The sequence below is a fragment of the Pantoea sp. FN0305 genome (assembly GCF_050113845.1).
Taxonomy (GTDB): Bacteria; Pseudomonadota; Gammaproteobacteria; order Enterobacterales; family Enterobacteriaceae; genus Mixta; species Mixta alhagi.
The window spans coordinates 103,996-120,272 of sequence record NZ_JBNJSN010000004.1; the positions used below are offsets into that span (position 1 = coordinate 103,996).

The 16,277-nt window shown below is 53.0% G+C and carries 19 protein-coding genes; 8 read left to right on the forward strand and 11 right to left on the reverse strand.

Going from position 1 to position 16,277, the window contains the following annotated elements; all coding sequences use genetic code 11:
• Positions 1–288: 288 nt before the first annotated feature.
• Positions 289–2,253, forward strand: a complete 1,965-nt coding sequence (locus tag ACQE3Y_RS09615; protein ID WP_426981511.1) for a M10 family metallopeptidase C-terminal domain-containing protein — start codon at positions 289–291, stop codon at positions 2,251–2,253.
• A gap of 96 nt (positions 2,254–2,349) precedes the next feature.
• Complete coding sequence (lysM, locus tag ACQE3Y_RS09620; protein WP_426972867.1) at positions 2,350–2,790, forward strand: peptidoglycan-binding protein LysM; 441 nt, start codon at positions 2,350–2,352, stop codon at positions 2,788–2,790.
• Positions 2,791–2,910: 120 nt separating this feature from the next.
• Here lysM and ACQE3Y_RS09625 read toward each other — a convergent pair whose 3' ends face one another.
• From ACQE3Y_RS09625 to ACQE3Y_RS09640, 4 genes are all read right to left on the reverse strand, one after another.
• Positions 2,911–4,077 (reverse strand): zinc-dependent alcohol dehydrogenase, encoded by a 1,167-nt coding sequence (locus ACQE3Y_RS09625; protein ID WP_426981512.1) that lies wholly within the window; start codon positions 4,075–4,077, stop codon positions 2,911–2,913.
• Entirely contained in the window at positions 4,077–4,616 is a 540-nt protein-coding gene (locus ACQE3Y_RS09630) for an SRPBCC family protein (RefSeq protein WP_426972864.1), read from the reverse strand. Before ACQE3Y_RS09630 ends, ACQE3Y_RS09625 begins: the two co-directional genes overlap by 1 nt.
• Before the next feature lie 111 nt (positions 4,617–4,727).
• Positions 4,728–4,904 (reverse strand): hypothetical protein, encoded by a 177-nt coding sequence (locus tag ACQE3Y_RS09635; RefSeq protein ID WP_167373299.1) that lies wholly within the window; start codon positions 4,902–4,904, stop codon positions 4,728–4,730.
• 121 nt (positions 4,905–5,025) lie between these two features.
• Positions 5,026–6,792: a sensor domain-containing phosphodiesterase gene (locus ACQE3Y_RS09640; protein ID WP_426972861.1), complete on the reverse strand. Its 1,767-nt coding sequence runs from the start codon at positions 6,790–6,792 to the stop codon at positions 5,026–5,028.
• 124 nt (positions 6,793–6,916) lie between these two features.
• Between ACQE3Y_RS09640 and ACQE3Y_RS09645 the strand changes: the two genes are divergently transcribed.
• Positions 6,917–7,123, forward strand: coding sequence for a DUF2767 family protein (locus tag ACQE3Y_RS09645; protein ID WP_426972859.1), 207 nt, complete (start codon positions 6,917–6,919; stop codon positions 7,121–7,123).
• 12 nt (positions 7,124–7,135) lie between these two features.
• On the opposite strand, the gene ACQE3Y_RS09650 is transcribed toward ACQE3Y_RS09645, so the two are convergent.
• Together ACQE3Y_RS09650 and ACQE3Y_RS09655 are read right to left on the reverse strand one after the other, a co-directional pair.
• On the reverse strand, positions 7,136–7,690 hold the full coding sequence (locus ACQE3Y_RS09650) for a hypothetical protein (RefSeq protein WP_426972858.1): 555 nt from the start codon (positions 7,688–7,690) through the stop codon (positions 7,136–7,138).
• A 13-nt stretch (positions 7,691–7,703) separates the two neighbouring features.
• Complete coding sequence (locus tag ACQE3Y_RS09655; RefSeq protein ID WP_426972856.1) at positions 7,704–8,066, reverse strand: hypothetical protein; 363 nt, start codon at positions 8,064–8,066, stop codon at positions 7,704–7,706.
• Between the two features lie 214 nt (positions 8,067–8,280).
• Between ACQE3Y_RS09655 and ACQE3Y_RS09660 the strand changes: the two genes are divergently transcribed.
• Positions 8,281–8,460 (forward strand): hypothetical protein, encoded by a 180-nt coding sequence (locus ACQE3Y_RS09660; protein ID WP_085071945.1) that lies wholly within the window; start codon positions 8,281–8,283, stop codon positions 8,458–8,460.
• A gap of 69 nt (positions 8,461–8,529) precedes the next feature.
• On the opposite strand, the gene ACQE3Y_RS09665 is transcribed toward ACQE3Y_RS09660, so the two are convergent.
• Positions 8,530–8,886: a DUF4186 domain-containing protein gene (locus tag ACQE3Y_RS09665; RefSeq protein WP_426981513.1), complete on the reverse strand. Its 357-nt coding sequence runs from the start codon at positions 8,884–8,886 to the stop codon at positions 8,530–8,532.
• Positions 8,887–9,078: 192 nt separating this feature from the next.
• Here ACQE3Y_RS09665 and ACQE3Y_RS09670 point away from each other — a divergent pair, with 192 nt between their 5' ends.
• A complete protein-coding gene (locus ACQE3Y_RS09670) occupies positions 9,079–9,462 on the forward strand; it encodes a hypothetical protein (RefSeq protein ID WP_426972852.1) in 384 nt (127 codons plus the stop codon).
• On the opposite strand, the gene ldcA is transcribed toward ACQE3Y_RS09670, so the two are convergent.
• Positions 9,459–10,415, reverse strand: a complete 957-nt coding sequence (gene ldcA, locus ACQE3Y_RS09675) for a muramoyltetrapeptide carboxypeptidase (protein ID WP_426972850.1) — start codon at positions 10,413–10,415, stop codon at positions 9,459–9,461. The genes ACQE3Y_RS09670 and ldcA overlap by 4 nt on opposite strands.
• A 188-nt stretch (positions 10,416–10,603) precedes the next feature.
• On the opposite strand from ldcA, the gene emtA reads away from it, so the two are divergent.
• Positions 10,604–11,218, forward strand: coding sequence for a membrane-bound lytic murein transglycosylase EmtA (gene emtA, locus ACQE3Y_RS09680; RefSeq protein ID WP_250652714.1), 615 nt, complete (start codon positions 10,604–10,606; stop codon positions 11,216–11,218).
• Here the strand turns inward: emtA and ACQE3Y_RS09685 are convergent.
• Together ACQE3Y_RS09685 and ACQE3Y_RS09690 are read right to left on the reverse strand one after the other, a co-directional pair.
• Positions 11,203–12,351 (reverse strand): mechanosensitive ion channel family protein, encoded by a 1,149-nt coding sequence (locus ACQE3Y_RS09685; protein ID WP_426972849.1) that lies wholly within the window; start codon positions 12,349–12,351, stop codon positions 11,203–11,205. The genes emtA and ACQE3Y_RS09685 overlap by 16 nt on opposite strands.
• Before the next feature lie 98 nt (positions 12,352–12,449).
• Complete coding sequence (locus ACQE3Y_RS09690) at positions 12,450–13,184, reverse strand: flagellar brake protein (protein ID WP_426972847.1); 735 nt, start codon at positions 13,182–13,184, stop codon at positions 12,450–12,452.
• Positions 13,185–13,405: 221 nt separating this feature from the next.
• Between ACQE3Y_RS09690 and ACQE3Y_RS09695 the strand changes: the two genes are divergently transcribed.
• Together ACQE3Y_RS09695 and ACQE3Y_RS09700 are read left to right on the forward strand one after the other, a co-directional pair.
• Positions 13,406–13,603 (forward strand): glycine zipper domain-containing protein, encoded by a 198-nt coding sequence (locus ACQE3Y_RS09695; protein ID WP_250652492.1) that lies wholly within the window; start codon positions 13,406–13,408, stop codon positions 13,601–13,603.
• 13 nt (positions 13,604–13,616) lie between these two features.
• Positions 13,617–13,865, forward strand: coding sequence for a GlsB/YeaQ/YmgE family stress response membrane protein (locus ACQE3Y_RS09700; protein WP_085071937.1), 249 nt, complete (start codon positions 13,617–13,619; stop codon positions 13,863–13,865).
• 149 nt (positions 13,866–14,014) lie between these two features.
• Here ACQE3Y_RS09700 and ACQE3Y_RS09705 read toward each other — a convergent pair whose 3' ends face one another.
• Positions 14,015–16,123 (reverse strand): TonB-dependent siderophore receptor, encoded by a 2,109-nt coding sequence (locus tag ACQE3Y_RS09705; RefSeq protein WP_426981514.1) that lies wholly within the window; start codon positions 16,121–16,123, stop codon positions 14,015–14,017.
• Between the last annotated feature and the right edge of the window lie 154 nt (positions 16,124–16,277).

Consider the following 16,277-nt stretch of genomic DNA (forward strand, 5'->3'; position numbering starts at 1 on the left):
TATTTGAGGCCGCTTTAATAATCCTGGCGATAAAAATAACTCTTATTTCGCTGAGCTATTTCTCTGAGGGACACAATGAAATCCGGTTATAATAATGCGTCCACAATTAGCGCCGCACCGGCAAAAAAAGTTCTCTAATGTTGCGCCTGTTTTGCCGATATAGCTAAAGACGGTGCTAAGGTCGTTTTAATCCAGAACCTGCAGTAAATTCGAAATGATTCGTTATTCCCTGTCAGGATGAGCGGGTAATGCTGGCTTCTCGGAACCTATTTTTCCGGAGAAAAGCCCTTGTCCACAAAGAGCATACGCACTTCCTGGTTCGACCCCGATCTGCAGGCTGCGACCAGCGCAACCAGCAGCAGTTACTATTCCAGTGCGCCCACTGTGCATTACAGCTCCAGCCAGGCTGCGGTTCAGCTCACTCGCAGCGGGCTGAGCTGGAATGTATATCAGGTCTATAACAAGCCGTTGGAAATCAGTTTCGCTTTTCCCGATAACCTTACGAGCACGCCATACGGTGATAAAGGCATTGTTACCTTTAACAGCGAACAGCAAGCGGCGGCGCTGAAATCGCTGCAGTCCTGGGCCGATGTGGCGAACATAAAATTTACGCAGGTGAGCAGCGGCGCCCGGTTAACCTTTGCCAACTATACGCAGTATGCCAATGGTCAGCAGGCGGACGATCAGGCGTATGCTTATCTGCCGGGCGGCAGCCGGGCGGCGGGTACGATGTGGTTCAATTACAATATGGCCAATAACCGCTCACCGGAACATTATGAGTATGGACGCCTGACGCTGACCCATGAACTAGGACATGCTCTTGGCCTGAGCCATCCTGGTGACTATAACAGCGGCACCGGAGAGATCTCTTATAGCGCCAGCGCTCCTTATATAGAGGATTCGCGTCAGTACACCTTAATGAGTTACTGGAGTGAAACCAACACCGGCGCTAATTTTTACGGGCACTATGCGGCTTCGCCGCTGCTGCATGACATTGCTGCTATTCAGCGTCTGTATGGCGCTAACATGACCACGCTGACGGGCAATACCGTGTATGGCTTCGGTTCGAATACCGGACGAGACTATTACACTGCACTCAGCAGCAGCGATGCGCTGATCTTTTCTGTCTGGGATGCAGGCGGCAACGATACGCTGAACTTCTCCGGCTACCGGCAGAATCAGCGGATTAACCTTAATGCAGAGACGTTTTCCAACGTGGGCGGGCTGATTGGCAACGTCTCTGTCGCGCTCGGCGTGGTAATTGAAAACGCCATTGCCGGCACCGGTCACGATACGCTGATTGGCAACGCGGTCGCTAACGGCCTGCGCGGCAACGCTGGCAACGATACGCTGTACGGTAACGATGGCAACGACACGTTGTATGGCGACAGCGGCAGCGATCGACTCTACGGCGGCAACGGCAACGATGTGCTGTATGGCGGTCTTGATATCGACACGCTGTACGGCGATAGCGGACTCGATCGTTTATACGGCAATGACGGCAACGATCTGCTGTATGGCGCGCTCGGTAACGATACGTTGTACGGGGAAAACGGTAACGATCGTCTGTTTGGCGGCGAGGGTGATGACCTGCTGTATGGCGCAAACGGCATTGATACGCTGTACGGGGAAAACGGCCATGACCGGATGTACGGCGGTGAGGGCGACGATCTGCTGTACGGCAATAACGGCAACGACCGTCTGTATGGCGAAAACGGCCACGATCGTCTGTTTGGCGGCGAGGGTGATGACCTGCTGTACGGCAACAACGGCAACGATCGGCTGTACGGGGAAAATGGTCACGATCGTCTGTATGGCGGCGAAAGCAACGATCTGCTGTACGGCGGCAGCGGCAACGATACGCTATATGGTGAAAACGGCATCGACCGGCTGGAAGGCGGAGCAGGAGCCGATCATTTATATGGCGGTGGCGGGGCGGATAAGCTCTACGGCGGCGCAGGTAACGATCGGTTTATCTTCACCAGCGCGAAAGATTCCCTGTCTGGACTGCGTGATTTAATCGGTGACTTCACCAGCGGCAGTGACAAAATCGACCTGTCAGCGCTGGACAGCCACGCATATCCGCTGCGCTTCGCCTCAAAGTTCACCGGCAGGCTGGGCGAAATGCAGATGACATGGGATGTCACTAACCATCTGACGCATTTAAAGCTGAATCTGTCAGGAGATATGCAGCCGGATATGATCATTGATATTGCGGCGCGCCCTAATATGCATATTGATTTTATTGTTTAGAAAGCAGCCAGGCCTGCGCTGCCGTTCGGGCTGAATAGCATCCATCTGCTACGCTTAGAGGAAGATAAATTTTTTTAGCGTAAAAATGGAGGATGCATGGGACTGTTAAGCTTTGTGAAAGACGCAGGAGAAAAACTGTGGGATACGGTAACGCATAACTCACAGGAACAGGATGCAAAGCTCAAAGAGCATCTACAGAAAACCGGGGTGCCGGATGCCGATAAGGTGCAGGTTGCGGTAAAAGATGGTCAGGCAACGGTAACCGGCGAAGGTTTGAGCCAGGAAGCAAAAGAGAAAATTCTGGTGGCGATCGGTAACGTAGCCGGAATCAGCGGCGTTGATGACAAGGTAGCAGTGTCACAACCCGCCACGGAAAGCCGTTTTTATACCGTGAAGAAAGGCGATACCCTGAGCGCTATCTCGAAAGAGATGTATGGCAACCCCAACGAATACAATAAGATTTTTGAGGCCAACAAGCCGATGCTGAGCAGCCCCGATAAGATCTATCCGGGTCAAACGCTGCGTATTCCGCAATAACGGTTCAGTCCCGCCTTGCGGCGGGCTACTATTGACGTTCACTTGTAGATAGCCCGGGTTTGAAACATAAACAACGGGGACCATTCGGTCCCCGTTGTTTATTCCTGGACGACTGGCCGGTCAGGGCGCAAATACCGCCCGCAGGCAGCCATCTTCCTTGTGTTTAAACATCTCATAGCCGCGTGGTGCCTCTTCCAGCGAGAAGCTGTGGGTCGCCATAAACGCGGGGTTCAGTTCACCTTTCGCCACATGATCAAGCAGCCGATGCATATAACGCTGACCATGCTGCTGTGCGGTGCGGATTGTCAGGCTTTTATTAATCATCAGTCCCAGCGGAAACTTATCCATCACGCCGTAAACGCCCAGAATCGAAATATTACCGCCTTTGCGGCAGGAGTAGAGCGCCTGGCGCAGCGCAGCGCCTACGTCCGTTTGCAAGTGCAGCAGCTGTTTAGTGCGATCGTAAACCTGCGTCAGGCCTTCACCGCGCGCCTCCATTCCTACAGCATCAATACAGCTATCCGGGCCGCGTCCGCCGGTCAGCTCCAGCAGCGCCTCATGGATATCCGCCTTGCTGTAATCCAGGGTAATGGCACCGGCATAATCGCGCGCCATCGCCAGTCGTTCCGGGAAACGGTCAATCGCGATCACCTGATGCGCGCCCATAAGCCAGGCGCTCTGCATCGCCATCAGCCCCACGCCGCCGCAGCCCCAAACCGCCACGGTATCGCCAGGATGAATATTACAGAAATCCGCGCCCATGTAGCCGGTAGGGGCAGCGTCCGATAAAAACAGCGCCTGTTCGTCGCTGACCGTCTCCGGTACCACAAAGCAGTCATTATCGGCGAAAGGAACGCGCACATATTCAGCATGAGAACCGGCATAGCCGCCGAAGGCGTGGCTGTAGGCGTAAATCCCGGCGGTTGCGTGTCCCAGTACCGGTTCGCCTTGTTCCCAGTGTGGATTAGTATTATCACAGCAGGAAGGCAGTTCATGCTGACAATACCAACAGGAGCCACAGGAGATAAAAGAGGGCACCACCACCCGATCGCCGCGCCTGATATTTTTAACCGCGCTGCCGACCTCCACCACTTCACCCATAAATTCATGACCAAGAATATCGCCTTCGCGCATGGTCGGGATCAGGCCATCAATAACGTGCAAGTCGGAACCACAGGTGGTGGTTAAGCCTACTTTGATAATCGCATCATGCGGATTCAGCAAAGCGGGATCTGCCACGCTTTCTACCCGTAAGTCATTGACGCCGTTCCAGCATAAAGCTCGCATTACGCCTCCTTATCTTTTCGTTCTGTATGACGGCCCGCTGGCTGCCCGTCAAGGCTGGGGATCTCTCCGGTTTCGGCCAGGCTCTTAAAGCGGTGCAGCGCCTTGCTGAGCTGCTCTTTGGGAAACAGATCGAGCAGCGTAGTCACTTTTTTACCCAGCGCGCCGCCCGGTGGGTTAAAGCGCAGCGTCAGCGTCAGCTCGGTGCCCCATTCGCCAGGTGCAGGGCGAAACTGCAGCATGCCTTCGTTCGGTACGTCGGCACCGTCCAGCGATTCCCAGGCGATAACCACGCCCGGCTGTTGTTCAACAATCCGGCTGCGCCAGCGAAAGCTTTTTTTCAGCGGCCCCTTAACTTCCCAGTCGGCGTCGGTATCATCGATCACCGTTATCTGGGCAAAGTGAGCCATAATTTGCGGCAGTGTGGCGGGATCGCGCCATAACGCATAGAGCTGATCGGCAGGTTTGCCGATGGTGATCCAGCGGCGCAGCTGGGTTTCGTGGGCGTCATGGGTGCCCTTAGCGTGAACTTTCTTACTCACAAAACCTCCGGTTGTTAACAGCGGTTGTGATGCAGCCAGGAAGGGGAAGGAACGGCGTCGCGTATCCCAAATAACTTGCCCCCGCGCCGAAAGCCAGCGCAGGGGCAGATATCAGAACAGATGGAAATGGTGGCGCAGGCTGAAAATGCTCCAGTAGATGGCGGAAGCAACCAGGTACGCCCAGCAGCCCCAGTAGGCTACCGGTTCGCGTTTACTTTTCTCTTTCGGCAAATTCACAAACAAATAGAACGCAGAGGCGATCAGCGCAATAAAGTAAAATATTTTCAATTTACTCTCCTTTTTCCTTGGCTACTCTGAGCATAGCGTTGTAAAAGCTATAGCACAGAAGCGCAAAGAAGGAGAAATAAACGGCAGAAATCACCCGGCAAAGATGAGGCGAAATAATGGTTTACTGTTGTAACCATCTCTCCAGCGCGGTGGCTTTCATCGGTGCCGAGCAGTAAAAACCCTGCACTTCATCACAGCCCAGCGACTGCAGCTGTTCATAGGTTTCTTTATCCTCAACGCCCTCAGCCAGTACCACGTAATCCAGATCCTTCAGCATACTTATCACGTTACGGACAATAATGCCGCTGGCGGTATCATGCTGGAGACGGCTAATCAGAGAGCGATCCAGTTTAATGACATCAATCGGAATGCGCCGCAGATAGCTGATATTGCTGTAGCCAGAGCCGAAGTCATCCAGCGAAATCTTAAAGCCGCGCAGCTTCAGCATATCGAAACCGTGCAGCGCGTTGGGGCTGGCGTGGATCTCTTCCGTTTCCAGGCATTCAATACCTAAATATTCTGGCGTCAAACCGCAGCGCAGCAGCCGCTCTTCCTGGCGATCGGCAAAGTCGGGACGGCAAATATCGGAGACGCTCACGTTAACCGACACCGGCAGATGAATGCCTTTTTGCGCCCAGCGCTGCAGCTGCCTGATGGCGCTATCCAGCACCCAGTCTGTCAGCTCCGCCATCAGGCTGGTGCCGGCCGCCAGTGGAATAAAGCGGCCGGGCGGGATCTCGCCTTCAACAGGATGATTCCAGCGCAGCAGCGCCTCCAGACCCACGGTTTTGCCGGTGTGCAGGCAAATTTTCGGTTGATAAACCAGGTAAAGGCCGTAGCGTCCGCGCACTGCCCGCGCCAGATCGTTTAGCCGCTGAAACTCCTGATTCCGTCTTTGATCGTTTTCGCTATCGAACAGCTGGAAGAGATTTTGTTGGGCGATCGCCTCATGTAACGCGCTGAGCGCACGGCGCATTGCCTCCAGCGGCGGCAGGGTTCGGGGAGAAAACTGCACTTCTCCCACACGAACCTGTAAATCGATGGTAATGGTATCGCCGAGACAGGCGTTAATGCCGCCCAGCTTTTCGCTGCAGAGTTTGCTGTCCATTCCCTCTTCGCTGTGAGTTAACAGCGCAAAGCGGCCATGATTAATCAGGTAGAGCATCGGCTCTTTGTCGTGAAGGCTCAGCCGCTGATACAGCACCCGGGTTAACTCATGCAGCAGCCCCTCAGACGCGGCAATCCCCAATGAGCGCGACACATCAAAAATGTGCTGCGGATCGATACAGTCAATCATTAACAGACGCCACTGCTGATCGGGCAGCATGTCGGCGCTTAATTCCAGATCGCGCAGTAAACGCTGACGATTGGGCAGGCCGGTAACGGTATCGATATAACCATTGGCATACCAGGCGTCGAGAAAGGCGGCGGCGAGGCGCGCTAATGTCGCCAGCGTTATCTGCTGCTCTTCGCTGAACGTGCGCGGCTGCGTATCAGTGACGCACAGCGTGCCGATGATGTCATCTTCACCGGAGATCAGCGGCGCGCCAGCGTAAAAGCGGATAAAGGGTGCGCCGCGCGTTAGCGGATGCTGCTCAAATCGCGGGTCTTGCCAGGTGTCAGGGCAAATCAGTAGGCGTTCGCACTGTATGGTATGACGGCAGAACGCATGCTGTAGCGAGGTTTCCATTAATGGAAACATCTGCGGCGCTTTAATGTACTGGCGCTCTTCATCAAGAATCGAAACGTAGCAGCTGGGAATGCCTAACAGCTGGCTGGTGAGTAACGTGAACTGACTAAGAATTTCATCCCGGCAGCGGTCATTTTTTTTCAGCAGTTCCAGTGCTGCACGCCTTTTGCTATTTAATGGTTGTAATGGGCTAAGCATGATTGTTCGCCTGGCGTCGGAACGAAAAATTAAAAGGGAATGATTATACTTAGCGAAGTATCGGCGCGTGCGGCCTTTGCTTTAGTTTTACTTTTGGGCCAGGTTCAGAAAAGAGGAGCAAGTAATGAAACGTGATGCACTAAGCGAAGATGATTATGACGAGGTTTGTCGGGTGATTGGCGATGCGGCAATCGTGTTATCGGAAAACGGCCTGAATACCGAGCGCGAAACGCTCGCCAGTTTGCTCTGGCAAACGCGCCAGCGCCGCCAGGATAGCGACCGGGACGAACAGAAAGTACTGGAGCATGCGATCCGGCTGATTAAGCCCTGAATCGCATCCGGATTATCTCTGTCGCGGCGGCAACGAGGGAAATTCTGTCACCAGGAAGTGACGCAGATGATCCAGACACCATTCGGCATCCTCGCTGTGCTGACAGCAAAAGGCGAGGGTGATTTTCTTGCTGTGTACGCCGCCCATCTCCAGTTCAGACCAGCTCCACTTTAGCGCGGAACGCGCATAGCTCACCATCGCACCATCGTTAATGTGATGATCGATCTCCTGTTTCGCCAGATACGCCCAAAAATAGTCATCCAGACTCACGGCATCCACCGTTAACGAGGCGGGTAAACCCGGGCGAAAGGTAAAATCCACATAGCCGCCGATCCCGCTTTCCAGACGTCGATAATCACAACCCAGCGTCATAAACAGTCCATCCTGCAAATTCACCTCTTCCAGCAGGCGTCGCAGGTTAGGAGAGCGTTTGGCTTCCTCAATCTCATCAATGCGCTGTGTCTCCTGCGTTAAATCGATACCGCCATAATTAATGCTGCCGTCGCTGTAATTTTCATGCGGATAGGGAAAGCTAATGAAGCGGTCGTGCTGTGTATCCTGTTCCATGCTGATATCTCATTCAGTTGAGCTTAGCGTTAGCTGTGGCGGATGACTTCCCGCAGGTCCAGGTAATCATCTGATCCTGTTGCGGATCGATCAGGCGAAACTGTTTATCGGAAATACGCTGGGCCAGATAACCCTCTTTAGTGACCGCTGCCGGGATGTAGCGGGTGCGATCGGTAGAATGGAGCGGTCCGCTTTCCACTTTGACGTCATCAGTAGCCACGCTAAACGAACTCACCAGATCGAACACGGTGCCGTGGGTAACATGACCTTCCTGACCGTAAATCGAGGCGACTTTGCCGGGACACTCAACGCCCTGCGGGCCGGAAGAGCAGGCAGCCAGCAAAAAGGGAAGCGTGAACATCATCACTCGCAGCATATGCATTGCCTTTTTATCTTATCGCTTTTCCTGCCCAATAAAACAGGACCGGCGCAGCAGTGCGCTACGCTTTCAACAGCATAGCATTCACCCGAAGAAATGATGGAATTCAGCCTTGCTGTTTCAACTGGACCAGTGAAAAAAAATGACTTAACTTGGTTTGGCGCAATAAATTTGGCAAACTGTGCGCCCTATCACGAAAGGGAAAAGCGGAATGAAAGAAGAAGAAGCCAGTCTGATGCTGATTCGCCATGCTATCGATAACCTGCCGCAGCCGCAGAAGGAGCGGGTAGAGCGCTGTATTGGCAGAATAAAAGAGACGTTGCGCGAGTATGAGGAAGAGGATGCTGGGCTGGCGTTGATGCTGGTGGCAGCGGAAATTGCCGCAGAGTAAAAAAATTGTGGCACAAATTTTGAGCGGATCTGAAAGCTGCACCATGCGGCGTTATTCCCGCCGGTGAATTCAGCGATTCATCTCTTTCACCAGCCAGGCGTGGATCACCGTAACAATATAGCGCTGCTGTTCGGCGCTTAGCGGTTGATGTGCGGCGATTCGATGCCACTTTTCCAGACAGCCACGGCAGCAGGTTGCGGTGGCATGCTGCGCAATAAACACCGGGTGCCCACGCATGGGCGTCTGCTTGCCATCGTTACGCGGCTCGGCAGCGGCAAGACGCTGGGCAATAAAATCCGCCGCATGGCGGTCAATCACCTCGGGGCCTTTTTCCAGGCAATATTGCCGCTCCTTACTGCCCAGCCGAAAGCGACGACGAAAAGTCGACGCGTCCAGGCGTTGAAACAACCGATCAAGTTCAGACATACATCGCTCCTGTTCACCGCATCGATGTTAATGGCATGACCCGCGTTGTCAAATCAACAGCTAACAGGGCGTCTGACAGCATTTTCAGTACCGGCTTGCGCCAGATCATCTCTTCCGTTCGCATTTCTGGCGATGTCAGGCTATGCATATTAAGGCAATATTTTGTGTAATTACGCTGAGGATGCATGCGTTATGAGAAAATTATTACTGGCGGCAGGATTGCTTACGCTGTTTACATCGTCTGCCCGGAGCGAAACTGAATTTCAAATCACCTGTCCGGGCAGGGCGGTGATGACCATCTCACGTGCACAGCACGGCCTGACCACGCTTATGTGGCCGCAGCGCCATTTCCAGGTCGCCTCGGGTCAGGTGCGACATACGCTGGAAAATGGTGCGAAGGTCGCCATTACTCGTTTTCGCAATGGCGATCGGTTGATCATTAATCAGAGCAGCGGCAAGGTCTGGTTTGCCTATCGCAATACCAATAAGCTGCTGCCCTGTAGCCGTAGCGTTAAACGCGAAGTAGAAGCGATCACCCTGGAGCGGTTTGACGATCGCGGTCATATTGATTCTTAACGCTCTGCTTCCGACGCTGCGTGGGCAGATAATACCGGATGACCGCTGATGCGCAGGCTGGCCTGGCCGCTCGCCACGCTCAGCGTGCCCTGCGCGCCCAGCGGCAGCGTTACCGTCGCCTGGTCATGACCAAAATCGAGCCCGTCGACGATCGGCAGACCGCTAAGCTCGCGCATGCGCTGCCACACGGTTGGAAAGCCGAAGCCGTTATCATAGTCGGAAAGTTTACAGCCGGTGAAGCTGCCAATAATAATCGCCCGCTGGCGCGCCAGGATACCGCACTGATGCAGCTGCAGCAGCATGCGCTCGGTGCGAAACGGATGCTCATTTACATCCTCGATCACCAAAATGCCGTCATCAATATCCGGCATCCACGGCGTGCCGATCAGCGTCATGATCATGGCCAGGTTGCCACCCCATAGCGTGCCGCTCAGCGTCGGCAATGTCGGCGTACTGCTTGCCCAGGTCAGGGTAAACACAGGCGACGTTAACGCCTGCCAGAAGTGGTTCCAGCTGAATTCAGACAACTCCGGCGTGCCAAAATTGCCGCACAGCATCGGCCCGCTGAAAGTGATCAACCCAGACTGCGCCAGCAGCGCCAGCTGTAGCGCGGTAAAATCGCTATGACCGCACAACGCGACCGGCTTGCCCTGTAGCTGTTGTCGCAGGCCGGCGTAATCGATCTGGTCCATTAACCGCGTCACGCCATAACCGCCGCGCACCGCCAGAACAATATCAGGCAGCAGGCTGAGCCGGGCCAGCGCGTTGATATCCTGCAGGCGTTCGGCATCGCTGCCAGCGAAGCGCTGAAAACGGCGACCGGTTACCGTCTGATTGGTTACCTGATGTCCCGCCTGTTGCAGTCGCTGGATACCCAGCGCGGCGGCAGGCTGATTATGGCAGTAACCGGACGGCGCGATCAGATGGATAGTACGAGGCGTATGCGGGTTCATTAACGGGACTCCTGTTGTTTATCGTCCTGCAGTCCAACTGCGTGATGATGACGAAAAGCGTGACTAAAGTCATCATTTGTCACACTTTATTCAGCAATTCAGATAAGCGGTAATTTTTAAAAGCGAACCGCTAAGTAAGATGGGCGCAGCAATTAGGCTTCGAGGAACCCTACAGCGTGAAAATCAGGATGCTGGTGCTATCGGCACTATTACTGGCAGGCTGTGCCAGTAAAACCACCAACCATACTGCCCAGGAGCGGCAAACGCCCTTAACCAAAGCCGCGCCAGCACACGTTTCGCAAACCTGGTCGATGTTTACGGAAAACGCCGCCAGCCATTATGGCGTTGACGAGCGCTTAATCAGCGCGATTATCAGCGTTGAATCGGGTGGCAATCCTGATGCGGTAAGCCGCTCGAATGCCGTTGGCCTGATGCAAATCAAAGCCTCGACCGCCGGACGTGAAGTCTATCGTGCACAGGGACGTCATGGACAACCTTCAACGCGCGAGCTGCGCGATCCGGCAAAAAACATTGATATCGGCACCGCCTATATCCGTCTGCTACAGCAGCGGGCATTGGCGGGCATTCGTGACCCGGAAACGCTGCGTTACGCCACGATTGTCTCTTATGCTAATGGCGCAGGTGCACTGTTGCGCACCTTTTCGCGTGACCGCGATCGGGCTATCGCCATGATTAATGAGATGTCGCCGGACGAGTTTCGACGCCATGTGCAGACCAGACATCCGGCTGCACAGGCGCCGCGTTACCTGTGGAAAGTGAATACCGTTTATCGCACCATCTGAGGCTGACGGTCAGCCTGCTGGTTATCCTCATCCTCGTTAGACGCCTTTTCCGCCATGTTGAGTTCCGGCAATGTCCCGCCGGTAAACTGAACGTGGCGGATCGGGAAGGCGAAATGCACATCCAGTTCGGCCAGACGCTCCATCAGCTGCAGGTTTATCTCCTGCTGAATATCCATATATTTGTTGTAGTCGGCATCGGTAACAAAATAGATCACTTCATAAGTCAGCTGGGAAACATCAAATGATAAGAAGTGCGCGCGGTCGAAACGGGTTTGTTCAACGCCCTCAATAATCTCTTTAACGATACCGCCAATTTTACGCGCTTTCTCTGCTGGCGTGTTATAGCTGATGCCAAAGCGAAACTGGATGCGGCGTTCCTGCATACGCTTATAGTTGTGAATGGTTTGCTGTAACAGCACCGCGTTAGCGCAAACGATCTGTTCACCGCTGAGGCTGCGAATGCGGGTCGTCTTCAGGCCGATATGCTCAATGGAGCCGGCAATATCGCCGAAAACAATAAAGTCGCCGATTTCAAACGGCTTATCCAGCCCGATAGCCAGCGAGGCGAAAACATCGCTCAGCACGGTTTGAATCGCCAGCGCGACCGCAATACCGCCTACCCCTAAGCTGGCGACCAGCGCAGTAATGTTGACGCCCATATTTGACAGGATCGCCAGCATCATAATCGCCCAGATAAATATCCGCAGCATAATGCCCAGGATCACCATGGTGACCGGGTTACGCACATGTGTAGGATCGCGCAGCATATTTCTCAGCCACAGGCGGACGCCGCAGTCCAGCCACAGCGCGAACTGCAGCATCAGGGCGATAAACCAGCCGTGAGAAATGTTGCTTTGCCAGGTGGCAGGCAGCTCGATAAATTTAATCGCAATCAGCAGGGAAAAGATAAACAGCAGCAGGCGGCTGGTGGTGCGCAACATCTCAACGGCGATGTTATAAAAGCGCGAGCGGTGATCGTTTTCAAAACGTCCAAGACGGGAGCTGATAAAGCCAATCAGCGAGCGCAGCAACCAGTAAATAATAAATGTGCCGGCAACAACGATAACCGTATTGAACCAGAACGTTTGGTTAAACAGCAGTGACAGATTCCGGTCGGAAAATAGAGTTTCCATCAGGGGAGCTTCTCCTTACGGTTGATTGAGTGGCCTGAAATCAACACTAAGCCTGGCTCAGGCGGATGTCCTTTGCCAGGCGAGAGAAGAAGCACCCTTTAACGAAAGCGCATCGCTTTTTCACGCGCAACGCGTTCAAGAGAGAAAATAATTTGCTGTAGTTGACGCTCCTGCGCGGCGCTCAGCGAGGCAAAACTAAAGCTCAGACGCGGCGTTGAAACCGTCTCATTTTTACTGCTCACGGTAGTGCGGGTGCCCACGTGCAGCAGCTGAGCATCTACCTGAAGCTCGCCATATTCGCCCATATCCAACCGCATGCTGCGCCAGAGATCTCCGCAGACAAGGTTTTCCGGCATGTCGCCTTCCACCAGTACGCCAATGCCGCCCAGGGAAATATCCTGCAAGCGGAAACGCGCCTTGCCGCCTTCAGGCCAGCTGGCATGACAGTAAAAAAGCGGGTCCAGCGGGGCGCTAATCCGAAAATATTCACGACGCTGGATCTGCAACAGTTCAGACGGCAGCGGGGTGCTGAAAGCGGGCAGGCCGCCAAAATGCGTCTCGTGCAATTGCTCCAGACTGAATTCGACTTTTGCCCCTTTCATTTCCGCAGTAATGGTCAGGCTGCGCATCTCCAGCGTGACCTGATTATCATAATCGTTACTGCCGTAATCGATTACCAGCAGCTCTTTATCAACGGACAGGATACGGCTAATAAACTGGCCGCGCGCATGGGAAACCATGATCGGCGTACCGTCACGTTCGATGTCGCGCAATACGCCTAACACCGCCAGCGTGCCACGTTTGTAATACTGCTCATTGTCAGGCTCTTTCACTTACTTTCCCGTCCCGGTCTGTTTCCAGATATTTCTGTAATACGCGTTATCTGCTGTTTATCGGCACTGCAACGTAGAAATTTATAGCAGTCGTTGCTTTTTTGGGTAAAAAAACTGCAAAAAGTTATCTCTGAAATCACATAGTTAGAAACCTGTCCTATACTTGTTGCCAGAAGTGTGATGAACAGGTCAGCCGCTCACCGATCTCAGGAGGACTGGGTATGTTTTCGAAAAAAGAAACGCGCGACAGTCTGGAATATGCGCAGGACCGTACACGCGAAGCAGGCAGTGAACTGTGTCGTGAAATGAACAACGTAACGCATCAGGCGTGTACGTATGTAAGAAGTAACCCCTGGGCAGGCGTCGGTGCCGGTGCCGTAGTGGGTCTCATTGTTGGTATGTTAATTAGCCGTAAATAAGAAGGAGTTACAGATGGGAATTCTGTCATGGATCATTTTTGGTTTAATCGCCGGTATTATCGCTAAATGGGTCATGCCGGGTAAAGATGGTGGTGGTATCATTATTACCATTATTCTGGGCATCATCGGTGCCGTAGTCGGCGGCTGGATCAGTACCTTCTTTGGCTTCGGCCGCGTTGATGGCTTCAATTTCGGCAGCTTTGTGGTCGCGGTGATCGGTGCCATCCTGGTGCTGTTTATTTATCGCAAGGTTCGTCATTAAGCTTTAAATACAAAAAGGAGGCTAACGCCTCCTTTTTTTATGTCTGCGATTCCACGTTTTTCATTGGTGTATGCTGTATCAGCGCAAAGGGCTTTCCAGCCAATTCGCCTGCGCCAGTACCCTTAGCAAGCCGACACAGCGTCGCGCCGTCAGAAATCGTAGCCGACGGTGGCGGTAACAGTCCGCTCCGCACCCCAGTAGCAGTTGCCGGTACCGTAACAGGCGGCAACATATTTACGATCGGTGAGGTTATTGGCAGCCACCTGTACCCATGCGCCTTTCAGCTGATGATTCCATACACCCAGATCCGCTTTTACCGAAGCATCAAACAGGGTAACGGAAGGTATGCGGCGGGTATTCGCATTATCCGCCCACTGTTTACCGATATAGCGTACGCCCGCGCCTGCGCTGATGCCGTAATCGAACTGATAATGGCCCCACAGCGATGCCATCTGGTTAGGCGTAATGTAAGGCGTATGCCCATCATTACCATCTACCGTTTCTTTATAACGGACATGGTTAAGCGTATAGCCTGCAATGGTACTCAGGCGAGGCGTAAGCTGATTACGCGCCTCCAGCTCAAGCCCTTGCGAATGAACTTTACCGGCGGGTTCATAATAGCCCAGGTTAACGTTACGGTTAGCCACATCGTTTTGCGTCAAATCATAGGCAGCAATACTATAAAGATCGCTGGTGCCTGGCGGCTGATACTTTAACCCGGCTTCGTACTGTTCTGATGTGGAGGGCTTCAGCAGTTGGCGCGTGTTCTGACCGCTAAATGCCGTTGGCGTAATCCCCTGGCTCCAGCTGATATAGGGCGAAAGGCCATTATCGAACGCATAGAGTAACGAGCTACGGGCGCTGATATAGTCGTCCTGGCGGCGATCCGTATCGCTGCCATTGGTAACAATACGATCATAACGACCAGACAGGTTCAGATGCCACTTATCCCATACCATTTCATCTTGCAGATAAGCGCCGGTTTGGTAATAGCGATGGATCAGCGTGTTATAATTCCGGTCAAACGCATTCAACGTGGTTGTATAGTTTTTTGCATCCAGGGATCCTATGATGCCGAGGTAAGGCAGTTCAGAAATGTTATTTTTATAACGATGATATTCCACACCCATCAGCAAGGTATGGGCAAGCGCGCCGGTAGTGAAATCTGCTTGTAGCTGATTATCAATGGCAAAGGCATCCAGCGAAGAGCGAGAGGAAGAGATACCTTGTTTAAGCGTATTAGTGTTGCCTATCCAGCCGGATTGATAAAGCTGATCGATCTCGACGTTCGAGTGGGTATAGTTGGCGTTTGAACGGAACGCCCAGGTATCGTTAAAGCGATGCGAGAAAGCGTAGCTATAAATCTGTTCACGACGTTTATATTGGTTCGGTGCGCCAGGGCCATCATTAAAACCGGAGCTGAGTTTATAACCGTTGTGTTCATATAAAGAACCATCGGCCGGTACTGAGCCGTGGAAACCACCAGACGGATCTTTCTGCAAATAGGCTTTAAGTAATAATGAGGTATCGCTATCAGGCTGCCATAACAGGGATGGCGAAATAGCGTAGCGTTCTTCGCGCGCATGATCGTATTGCGTATCGCTTTTACGCGTCATACCGGTGAGACGCCAGGCCCACTGATTATTAATGGCATTGGTATAATCAAACGCGGCACCGTTTGTTTCCTGCGTGCCGGTGCTGAGGCGGAAATGACCTTCCTGATTAAATTGCGGAAGTTTGCTGGTCATATTCACTAACCCGCCGGGAATCGTCTGACCATAGGTAGCGGAAGAGGGGCCTTTAATAATATCGACGCGTTCAATAAACCAGGGATCGATTTGCAAAATGTTGTGACTGTTACTGTCACTCATTACGCGCAAACCATCGAGGAAGGTGTTATTGACGTCAGTACCGTGGAAACCGCGCAGGGAAATAGTATCGAAGCGGCTGGCACCACCGGCAAAGTTAGTAAACGCGCCTGGCGTGTAATTTAACGCCTGATTTATATTTATCGCGCCCTGATCTTCCATCTGCTGGCGCGTTACCACCGAAACAGACTGACCGGTAGTAATCAGCGGCTGATCGGTTTTAGTCGCGCCTTTACTGGTTTTAACGGTATAGCCTGAGGTCGGCGAATCGGCAGTTTCAGCAGGTTGCGCAGTGACCGTCAGCGTCTCTTCCGCGATAGATAAGCCCGGGACGGTGAGCGCCAGTGAACAAAGCAGCGCAGAACGTTTCAGGTTAAAAGGCATTCCCATGTGATATCCCTTAAACAGAGTCGAAAAGGCCGCCCGGTAACGGAACGCGGCCAGAGGCAATGTAAGATCATGTAACTGAAAAGACTAATGAGAATTATTATCTTTATCGGTTGACGATTCAAGATGTAATTTATCTGATTATTTCCAGATAATT